The 9,913-nt window shown below is 64.7% G+C and carries 12 protein-coding genes; 8 read left to right on the top strand and 4 right to left on the bottom strand.

Features of this window, described 5'->3' with window-relative positions; translation table 11 throughout:
• Nucleotides 1-262: transposase (locus tag FJZ36_16220; protein ID MBM3216447.1), on the bottom strand; the 262-nt coding region annotated here is incomplete at its 3' end.
• A 288-nt stretch (nt 263-550) separates the two neighbouring features.
• Here FJZ36_16220 and FJZ36_16215 point away from each other — a divergent pair.
• From FJZ36_16215 to FJZ36_16180, 8 genes are all read left to right on the top strand, one after another.
• On the top strand, nt 551-904 hold the full coding sequence (locus FJZ36_16215; protein ID MBM3216446.1) for a hypothetical protein: 354 nt from the start codon (nt 551-553) through the stop codon (nt 902-904).
• 251 nt (nt 905-1,155) lie between these two features.
• The gene (locus FJZ36_16210) at nt 1,156-1,872 is read left to right on the top strand and encodes a hypothetical protein (protein ID MBM3216445.1); all 717 of its coding nucleotides are present in this window, start codon (nt 1,156-1,158) and stop codon (nt 1,870-1,872) included.
• Between the two features lie 30 nt (nt 1,873-1,902).
• A complete protein-coding gene (locus FJZ36_16205; GenBank protein ID MBM3216444.1) occupies nt 1,903-2,322 on the top strand; it encodes a hypothetical protein in 420 nt (139 codons plus the stop codon).
• A 10-nt stretch (nt 2,323-2,332) separates the two neighbouring features.
• A complete protein-coding gene (locus FJZ36_16200) occupies nt 2,333-2,614 on the top strand; it encodes an acyl carrier protein (GenBank protein MBM3216443.1) in 282 nt (93 codons plus the stop codon).
• Entirely contained in the window at nt 2,611-3,924 is a 1,314-nt protein-coding gene (locus tag FJZ36_16195; protein MBM3216442.1) for a B12-binding domain-containing radical SAM protein, read from the top strand. Before FJZ36_16200 ends, FJZ36_16195 begins: the two co-directional genes overlap by 4 nt.
• A gap of 29 nt (nt 3,925-3,953) precedes the next feature.
• Nucleotides 3,954-5,486, top strand: coding sequence for a glycerol-3-phosphate dehydrogenase/oxidase (locus FJZ36_16190; protein MBM3216441.1), 1,533 nt, complete (start codon nt 3,954-3,956; stop codon nt 5,484-5,486).
• A gap of 40 nt (nt 5,487-5,526) precedes the next feature.
• Nucleotides 5,527-6,576, top strand: a complete 1,050-nt coding sequence (locus FJZ36_16185) for a histidinol-phosphate aminotransferase family protein (GenBank protein ID MBM3216440.1) — start codon at nt 5,527-5,529, stop codon at nt 6,574-6,576.
• A complete protein-coding gene (locus tag FJZ36_16180; GenBank protein MBM3216439.1) occupies nt 6,564-7,121 on the top strand; it encodes an RDD family protein in 558 nt (185 codons plus the stop codon). The genes FJZ36_16185 and FJZ36_16180 overlap by 13 nt, the downstream gene beginning before the upstream one ends.
• Nucleotides 7,122-7,605: 484 nt before the next feature.
• On the opposite strand, the gene FJZ36_16175 is transcribed toward FJZ36_16180, so the two are convergent.
• The 3 genes from FJZ36_16175 to FJZ36_16165 form a co-directional block, all read right to left on the bottom strand.
• Nucleotides 7,606-8,400 (bottom strand): ABC transporter permease, encoded by a 795-nt coding sequence (locus FJZ36_16175; protein ID MBM3216438.1) that lies wholly within the window; start codon nt 8,398-8,400, stop codon nt 7,606-7,608.
• A 29-nt stretch (nt 8,401-8,429) separates the two neighbouring features.
• On the bottom strand, nt 8,430-8,873 hold the full coding sequence (locus FJZ36_16170; protein ID MBM3216437.1) for a M48 family metallopeptidase: 444 nt from the start codon (nt 8,871-8,873) through the stop codon (nt 8,430-8,432).
• A 108-nt stretch (nt 8,874-8,981) separates the two neighbouring features.
• Nucleotides 8,982-9,854, bottom strand: coding sequence for a DUF4438 domain-containing protein (locus tag FJZ36_16165; GenBank protein ID MBM3216436.1), 873 nt, complete (start codon nt 9,852-9,854; stop codon nt 8,982-8,984).
• Between the last annotated feature and the right edge of the window lie 59 nt (nt 9,855-9,913).

The raw sequence follows: 9,913 nt of genomic DNA, 5'->3' as shown, positions 1-9,913 counted from the left end.
TCTCGCACCACGCCTGGAAATGGCGATGGATCGTGCTGTCGTCGCCGTATTCCTTGGGGATTCGATTCCACTGACAGCCGGTGCGCAGCTTGTAGACAACCCCGTCCAACACCGGGCGAAGCGGCACGCGCTTGCGGTCTTGCCGATGTCGAGGATACTCGCGGTTCAGAATCTCCTCGATGATCTCCCACACGTCGTCGGGAACCGCCCAGATCGTCGGTTCCGGCTTGGGTTCCGGCTTGGCATCGTCGGTCGTTTGCACGCGATAGACGCCTGAATCGACGAACTCACAGGAGACTATCGGATAACTGCATTCGTCGATTGAGATAGACTCTTATTGTCGAGAGCGGGCGACGCAGCCCCTATACGGGATGCAATTCAGTACGTGGTGGAACGCAATCCCATACTTAATCGAAAGTTTGATAGGTTTGCACAGCTTGGAACTCGATACGATCTATATGACGACGCGCATATGCGGATGGCTCCCGGAAATCTACGTAACATATAATGGTGTACGAATGCATTGGACTGAACTCCGGATGTTGATGTCGTGGATGCCAAATTAGGGATAAGTTCCATTTGGGGACGGCTCCGCTCGCGCAAGGGTGATCGCGTCGCGACAGAGCGGCAATCCGCGTTGTTCGTCGCCGCGATGACCGTCGACGATGAAGCGGGTGGAGGCGCTCCCGAACGGAGGTCGGGCCCGCCGACGCTCTATCCCGAGCTCCTCACCCACGAGGTCATGGCGGCGCTCCCGACGCCACAGTTCGGCGGAGGCATGCCTCCAGCGGAAGTAGTCGTCACCGAGGAAGTGCCGGCGCTTCCCGCGCCAGCCGACCGTCCCATCACGGTGAAGCCGACGACGGCTTCCGACCAACCTGCCGATGGGGCGACGGATCGTTAGTCCCGCCATGCGCGATGTCAGCAGAGGGCAGGTTCCCGCCTGCCCTCTGTCATGAATCCCGACACCCGCCTGAATCCGCTCGCCGCGCGCCTTCATCCGAATCGTCGCCTTTTCAGGCGTCAGAGATCACGACGCTCTCCGAAACCTGTCCTTCGTCTAGAATCCAGTATTCATGCGGGGTTTCCGCGTACCAGGTCGTTGGCACGGTGTTTGATACAGGTCTCTGCGTTCGGCACAGAGGAGCTCGAACGATGGCAGCAACGCGAACCGATCTTCGGCGATCCAGGCGAGTCGCTCCGCGACGCCGGGCGGGTCTCGCCGTGGCGCTCGCCCTTGCGGCGATCCCGCTCTCGGCCGCCGCCGAACGGCTCAACATGGGTCTACCTGTTGGGTCGTCCCGGACGTCGATGTCCTTCACGACAACCGGTGGCACGGAGGACGGTGACACGTGGGTGACCTCCGAGGTCGGTGTTCAGAAGACGTTAGGGCTTGGATCCCACGGCCATCTCGCATACGGCGTACGGGCGGTTGGGACGCTTGTCCCTCCGGACGATCCCGACTGGGATTTCACTCGTGTGGGGCTGCACATCCGCTATGAACGGCGATGGCTTGGTATAAGACTCGGCGGCAACCATCTTCGCTTCGAGGATGGAGAGACCATACTGATTCCGGCGGCCTCCGTGCGCATCGGTCCTTACGACGGCGGCTTCGTCGGTATGAGCGTACTGGACCCTTTGCCCGGAGAGCCCTTCACGATCATCCGATTCGATGTCGGCTATGGGTTCTGGGGCGGAAAAGCCAGCGTCGGAATCGGCGGTGGAGTTGCTCTTAGCCACCTTCGGGCGTCTTTCCCGATCGGCGATCGTTGGGATATCGGCGGACATATCTACGAGGCTGAGGGCATAAGCCTCGTCGGCTTGACGGTAGACCATCACTTCGGCAAGGACGTGCCCGACAGCAACCCGTGATGTACGGTAGATCGGATAGGGAGATACACGATGACCGAGATCGGCACGATGAACATCGCGTTCGGGTGGGCGTGGATGAGCTTCGGGTTCATCACGGGCATGGTCATGGGGCTGCGGGTCGAGCAATTCGGGTTCCATCGCGCGCCGGAGGGTCCCACGTGGCTCGGCGGCTACGACTCGGTGCAGCGCCGCCTGCTCCGGCTCGCCCACGTCGCGTTCATCATGCTGCCGGTTCTGAACATCCTCTACGGTCAGCACATCGACGACGCGGCGCTGCCCGACGGATGGAAGCTCGTCGGGTCGTCCGCGATGATCTTCGGCGCAGTCGGGATTCCCCTGCTGTGCCTGCTCGCCGTGTGGAAGCATCGAGCGAAGTGGTTTCTGGGGGTTCCGGCGACGGCGGTTCTGGTCGGGAACCTGATCCTCGCCGCCGGGCTGATACTGAGATAGGAGGCGCACGATGTCCTGGGCACTCGAGGCTGACATTCGGAACGCGATCGCGGAGCAGGAGTGTGTGGAACCGGAGTCGATCGACGTCCACGAGAACCTGTGCGCCCAACTGGGAATGGACTCGCTCAGCGAGTTGGCGATGGTCGCCATGATCGAGAACCGTTTCGACGTGACGATCCCAGACGCCCGGCTGGAAGACCTGAAGTCCGTGGAAGGCATCGCCGACGTCCTCGAAAGCCTCGGCGTCGTGCCGACCGGCTGGGACATGCGGATCGAGGAGCTCGCGTCATGAGAGTCGCCTTCGTCTCGATGAGCGGCGTTCGCATCTACTCGCCGGAGCTCGTCGCGCTCGGAGTGACGCTTCCGGGGTTCGTCCAGCGCGGCGAGGTCATCGCGTCGCTGCCCAGTCTGGCGGGCATCACGCTCGCGGCGCTGACGCCCTCGGACGTCGAGTTCCACTACTTCGAGGTGGACGACATCGCCCGGCATGACATCCTCGCCGACTACGATCTGGTCGCCTTCTCGACCTTCACGGCGATGGCGTACGAGTGCTACGCATTGGCGGATCGCTACCGGGCTCAGGGAACGCCAGTCGTCATCGGCGGTCTCCACGCGACGCTGGTTCCCGAAGAAGCCGCCCTCCACGCGGACGCCGTGTGCGTCGGCGAGGGCGAATCGCAGTGGGGCAGCATCCTCGAAGATGCTCGACGCGGAACCCTCCGGCGGTTCTACCGCGAAGATCTGCCGGGAACCTACGACCTGTCGCAGACGCCACCGCCCCGCTACGACCTGCTCGACACGGAGCGCTACAACCGGCTGACCGTCCAAACGAGCCGAGGATGCCCTCGCGATTGCGAGTTCTGCGCGGCGTCCAAGGTGTTCGGCAGGTACCGCGTCAAACCCGTCGAGCAGGTGATGCGGGAGATCGACGCGATCCAGTCGGTCTGGGACCTCCCGTTCATCGAGCTCGCCGACGACAACACCTTCGTCAACCGCGACTGGGCGAAGCGGTTCCTCCACGAGATGGGCAAACGGGACATCCACTGGTTCACCGAGACGGACGTCTCGGTCGCCGACGACCCGGAGCTGCTCGATTTGCTCGCCGAGAGCGGCTGTCAGCAGGTTCTCATCGGTTTGGAGAGCGTTTCGCCGGGCAGCTTCGTGAACCTCGACCGAGGCGACTGGAAGCGCAGGCGTCTGGACGGCTATCGCCGCGCCATCGACGCGATCCAGTCGCGGGGCGTCACCGTGAACGGGTGCTTCATCGTCGGACTCGACGGCGACACGCCCGACACGTTCGAGCGCATCCGCGATTTCGTCCTCGACTCGAACCTGCTGGAGTGCCAGATCACCGTGCTGACGCCCTTCCCGGGCACACGGCTCTACCGGCGGCTCCAGGCGGAGGGTCGGCTGCTCGCGGAGTCCTACTGGGATCGATGCACGCTGTTCGACATAACATTTGCGCCAAAACAGATGAGTGTGCGAGACTTGGAGGAGGGGCTTCACTTCCTGTTCCGTGAGCTCTACAGCGAGCCCGTCACACTTCGGCGGAAACGACACTACATCGACATCCAGAAACGCCTCACAGCTCGCGCCTCGTGACGCTCGCCCGTCGGAGGAGGGAGGCGGACATGTCAGCCCTATCGGTCGCACATCGAGATCGGGCTTTAGACGCGCTGGACAGCCATCCGTACGATGCCCTCATCGTCGGCGGAGGTATCACGGGCGCGGCCGTAGCGCGCCTCGCCGCCCAAAGCGGGCTCCGAGTCGCCCTGTGCGAGCGCGGTGACTTCGCCAGCGGCACGAGCAGCCGTTCCTCGCGCCTCATCCACGGCGGGTTCCGCTATCTCCAGCAGGGGCAGGTGGGCATGGTGCGCCGCTGCCTCGCCGAGCGCGAACGGATCGCCGCCGAGTCGGGCGGCATCGTGCGCCGCGTTCCCTTCCTCATGCCTCTCTATCGGACATCGCCGCATCCGGCATGGGCGCTCAAGGCGGGCATCCGGCTCTATCGAGCCCTCTGCGTCGGAACGCCGGGAGCCTCCGGGCGCTGCCTGAAACGATCCGAAACGCTCGCCGCCGAGCCCGGAATCGCCGACGAGGGCTTGGTCGGCGGCGTTCTCTACCACGAGTGCTTGACCCACGACGCCCGCCTGACGCTGGAGGCAGTCCTCGACGCGGCAGACGCCGGAGCCCACGTCCTCAACTACGCGGTCATCGAGGGTTACGCCAAGCGGGACGGTCGGATCGTCGGAGCCGTCGTCCGAGACGGGCTTTCGTCCCGCGAAGCCGACGTCCGCGCGTCAATCGTCGTCGACGCGACGGGTCCCTGGGCGCGCCGTACCGACGACGCGGTGCAGCTCAGCAAGGGCGTCCACATCGTCATGTCGAGACGCCGCCTGCCGTTGAACCACACGGTCGTCTTCTTCTCGCCGGAGGACCGGCGCGGGCTGTTCGCGATCCCGCAAGAGAACTTTGTGCTCGTCGGGACGACCGACACGCCTTACAGCGGCAGTCCGGGAGACGCCTCTCCCGACGCCGAGGACATCGCCTACCTGCTGTCCGGGCTGGCGGCGGCGTTCCCCAACGCGAGCCTGACAGAAAGCGACGTCGCCGACTCGTGGGCGGGCGTACGGGCGATGGCGGACGGGCGCGAAGGTCCCACGTCAGCAATGAGCCGCGACTACCGGATCGAGTGCCCGGAACCGGGCTTGCTCGCCATACGCGGTGGCAAGATGACCCTCCATCGGCGCATCGCGGAAGATGCCGTGAGCGCCATCATCTCTCGCCTGGGGATGAACTCGGCGCTGGAGCCCTCTCCTCGCGCGCAATCCGTCGATGGAGTGCTGCCGACTCGGTTGGCACGCGCAGGGGTTTCGGCGGCGCTGTCGCAGAAGGTCGTCGAACGGTACGGACGGCGGGCGAGCCGGTTCCTACACCTTCTGGCGGAGAATCCCGGTTGGGCGGAGCCCATCCTGCCGAGTCTGCCGTACATCTGGGCGGAGGTCCCCTACGCGATTCGCTACGAGATGGCGGTCTACGCCGAGGACTTTCTGCGCCGTCGCACGGACCTGGCGGTTCAGGCACGCGCCGAGAACCTGAAGGTTCCCATCGACTTCTACTCGCTGTGGGATCGGGAGAGCCACCGCGAGGTCTGCGGTCCCTGAACGCCTGCTGCTTGGACTGCCTGACGAGGAGAACGCGCCGATGAACGCTCCGGAGCTCCGCTTCGACGCGGCGATCAACCCCTACGGACCTTCGCCGCGCGTCGTCGAGGCGATGGTCGCCTTCGCTCGGTCGCGGGAGTACCGGTTCTACGGCGACGACCTGTACGCCGAACCGCTCCGCGAGCGCATCGGCGCCCATCTAGGCGTGCCGCCTGCATCGGTGCTCGTCTACAACGGCGCGGGAGAGGCGCTTGTCTGGCAGTTCCTGGTGCACCTGCTTCTGCCGAAGGGTTGGCTGCTGGTTCCCTACCCGTCCTACGAGCGGTTCGTCGCGCTGGGGAAGCGATGCGCCGCCGAGGTGATCGACGTGCCGCTGACGCCGGACGACTACGCCCTGGACGTCGACCGGATGCTCGCCGCCGCCGTGGAACGCAGCGCCGCTGCCGTCCTGGTCAGCAACCCGAACAATCCGACCGGCAACCGACTGCTCGACGCCGACACGCTGACGCGGCTTCTCGACGCTCTGCCGACGTGCCTGTGGTTCGTCGACGAAGCCTACGCGGACTACGGCGGACAGACCTTCGCCGGGCTGTCGGCGCGTCACCCGAACCTGATCGTCCTGCGGACCTTCTCGAAGGCGTACGGGCTGGCGGGGATGCGGGTTGGCTACTGCGTCTCGCATCCGGAGATGGCGAAGCGCGTCGCGGCGTTCCAGATACCATGGGCGGTCGATTCGATGGCGCTGGTCGCCGCCGAAGCCGCGCTGGAGGATCAGGAGTATCTTCGCGAGGTCGTCGCGCGCGTCCGGAGAGACTGCGACGCGTTCGGGTCCGCGCTGCGGGGAGTCCCCTATCTGCGGGTCTATCCGACGGACGCGAACTTCTTCCTGCTGCGGCTCGACGGCGTGGAACCGGCGGCGGTTCAGCGGGCGCTCGACGACGCGGGCATCAAGGTCCGACAGCGTCCCGACATGCCGAACCATCTGCGCGTGACGTGCATGCTGCCCCAGGACAACGCGAGGTTGGTCGAAGTCCTGCGGGCGTCTGATGCCGGCTCATTGGGTGTTTCGGAATCGGCATGGAAGAGATAGCGCCGCACTCGATCCTTGGTTCGGTCCAAGTGGCATCGCGCGGATCGCGCCTGGCTGCCGCTGTTCTGGATGTCCTTCTCTATCCCACTATCCCGGTGGCGGTGTGGTATATCGCACGGCTCGCCCCGTTTGGTTTGGGATTCGGTAATACGACTGCGCTCTTTCTGTATGTGGTTGCTGGAGTGACGTATGGAATCACCGTCGCCATCGTGAATTGGATTCTCATATGGAGGAGAAGTCAGACGCTTGGCAAACACTGGTTGAATATTCAGGTCGTCCATGCTGTCACCGGCAAGAGAGCCAGCTTTCGGCGATACGTTATCAGTCGCGGGTTTTTTGCCGGCGGATTCGTGTCCCTAATCCTGACGGACGTGGATTCCGCAGTGTCCAGCGGGACTCAGGTAACGTACGTACTGATTGATGCGCTATTCATATTCCGCGAAGATTACCGAACCCTTCATGACCTTATCGGTGGCACTCGGGTAGCCACGCTGCCACAAAGGAGTTGGCGAAGGCAATTCATCGACCTCACGCGCATTGAATAGCATCGTCGTGGCTCTCGGCTGATCTGTTGCGGTCAGGAATTTCGCTCCGGACTCGAAAACGTGCCAGATTGACATGTTCCAGCGAGAAGGGCTCTCGCAGAACCCGCATGGACGCTACAATGTCCGGTTGACCGGTACTTCCGATAACGTGCAAAGCGAAAGTCCTGGCTGAATAACGTAGGGCGCGGAATGAAACGCGGACTCACCGGGCGGTATGAGGTTTCCCACGCTGGCGGCGAAGCGGTGCTGATGTTCGTCCCGTATCCGCTGCCGTCGAGCCCGCCGGTGACGCTCTTCGGCTCTCTGCCCCGTCACTCCCGCCTGTAACCTGTCATTCCCGCGCAGCCCCGTGTGCACGGGGCCAGGAGCGGGAATCCATCTGGGCTCCCGCTCCCATACTTGTCCGCGCGTGGATTCGCAGGAGCGAAGAATTGCGCCTATCTCCTCGCGTCATGGGACGCATGGCTGCGGTACCAGCAGGACGTCAAGCGGACTGCGGGATCACCGATCTGCTGCCGCGCTCCGCTCGGTTCCGCCGTTGGCTCATCGCGATGGAGAGGAGCACCAGAACCACCGAGTTCAGGAACAGCAGGCTCGAAATCGCGTTCACCTCCGGCGGGACGCCGAACCGCACCGTCGAGAAGATCTTCAGCGAGAGGGTCGTAGCTCCAGGACCCGCCGTGAAGTAGGTGACCACGAAGTCGTCGATCGAGTTCGTGAACGCCAGCAGGGCTCCGCTCAGGACGGCGGGAGCCATCAGCGGGAACTGGACGCGCCAGAACGCCTGCCAGCGGTTCGCCCCCAAGTCGAGCGCGGCTTCCTCCAGACGCGGATCGAGCAGACGCAGACGCGCCCGGACGACGACCGCCACAAACGAGATGTTGAACGCGACGTGCGCGATGACCACCGTCGTCTTACCCAGCGGCAGCCCCGCCCAGTAGTAGAAGATCGCCAGCGAGATGCCCATCAGCAGGTCGGGGATGATGATCGGCAGATAGAGAACGCCGAGGATCAGCCGCTTGTGGCGCAGACGGGCGCGTTCCAGCGCGAACGCCGTCATCGTCCCCATCGCCGTCGATAGCGCTGTCGAGACGAGCGCGATGGTGAGGCTGTTCCAGCCGGTGCGCCACCACTCGCGGTCGCCCAGCAACCGCCCGTACCAGCGCAGCGTGAACCCTTCCCACCGCGCCGTGAACTGCGAGTCATTGAACGAGAAGAGCACCAGCACGAGGATCGGCGCGTAGAGGAACGCATAGACCGCCGCCATCCAGAAGCCCATCCACGGAACGCGCGGCGCGCGGCGTGCCATCAGTCGGTGTCCTCGGCGTCGGGCTCGGCGAAGGGCTCGTTGGCGTCTTCGGGGAACATCCCGACGGCGATGAGGAACCCTCGAGCGCGCTCGGTCAGCGGATAGCGGTTGACGACCTCCCAGAACGCGGGCGAGTGGTCGGGATGGATCAAGTGGGCGAGCTCATGGACCAGCACGTAGTCGAGAACCCAACGCGGATAGCGCTTGAGCCGATCCGAGATGCGGATCGTGCCGTCCTCGTGGCAGCAGCTACCGTACCGCCGGTTCTGGTTCGTCACGTACCGGATCGAGCGCCAGGAGAGCTTCCCGCCGAAGTAGCGGCGGTTCAGCGTCTGGGCGCGTTCCGCCAGGTCGGCGTCGCTGGGAACCGAACGCCTCGCCTTGCGCCGTTCGAGCCGACGGCGAAGCTGGTCGATGACTGGCTGGAGCTCCGCGTCGCTCATGCCCTTCGGCGCGAGCACTTCGAGGACGTCGCCGTCGTACCGGGCGCTGATCGTCTTTTTCCGGCGCGCGCTGCGGATGACTCGGATCCCGTCCACCAGGGGCAGACCCTAAGCGCCGAGGCGCGCATGAAGCGTGCGGATGTTCGCGTCGGGGTCGATGACGGGCGTGATCTTCCCGGTGCGCGACGTGAGAACCGTCGTGACTCCGGGCCCGTGACCCGCGACGTAGCTGTCGCCGTGGACGATGACGCCGACGGAGACGGCTCCCGTGTAGTAGATGCGCCCATAGGTGTGGTCGGCGTCCTGGATGGCGACGAAATCGCCGAGGCGCAGGTCTTCGAGACCGCACTCGCGGACGACATCGGGACTGAACATCTGAATGTCGTAGTCGCCCCGGATCGTCGTGTTCGCGCCCAAGCCGGAGCCCATCACCTTCGCGGGAACCACGTGCGTCACAGGCACACGCAACGAGTCGCCGTTCGGCTCGATGCCCCAGACGTCCAGCAAGCGCGGGTCGAGGCTCCGCGCGGCGACCTCCGGGAAGTCGAGCAGTTCGAGTCCCGTGCCGATCGCCTTGATGAGCAGACGATCTCCCGGCAGCAGCGATTCGAGCGCCTCATCGGGGAACTCGACGAGCACGTGCTCGATCCCGCCGTGTTTGCCCGTCACATAGCCGACGCTGCCCTTCGCGTCGCCGCCGACGACCTTCACCGGGTTCCCGATGCAGGCGTAGGTGTTGTACGCGCCGTTCTCGTCGTCCTTGCCCGACCGGCTGGAGACGCCCGGTTCCAGGTGATCGCCCATCCATCCGGTCGCCAGGTCGCCGACGCGGACGTTGTAGAGGATACCGCCGGTTCCCGGGACAATGTGAGGCGTTCCGTCCTGGGCGACGCGGTAGGGGGAGGCTCCGACCCTCGGATGGGACACTTCGCCGACGACGGAGAGACACGCGAGCTTGTCGAGATTCGTCCGCAGACGCATGGGGGCTCCTTACGCTGCCAGTCGGAGGGAGGTCGCGGCGCAGTTTAGCCCCCAGCGCG

Source organism: Candidatus Poribacteria bacterium (assembly GCA_016866785.1).
GTDB lineage: Bacteria > Poribacteria > WGA-4E.
This window is presented reverse-complemented; position numbering and strand designations above follow the sequence as displayed.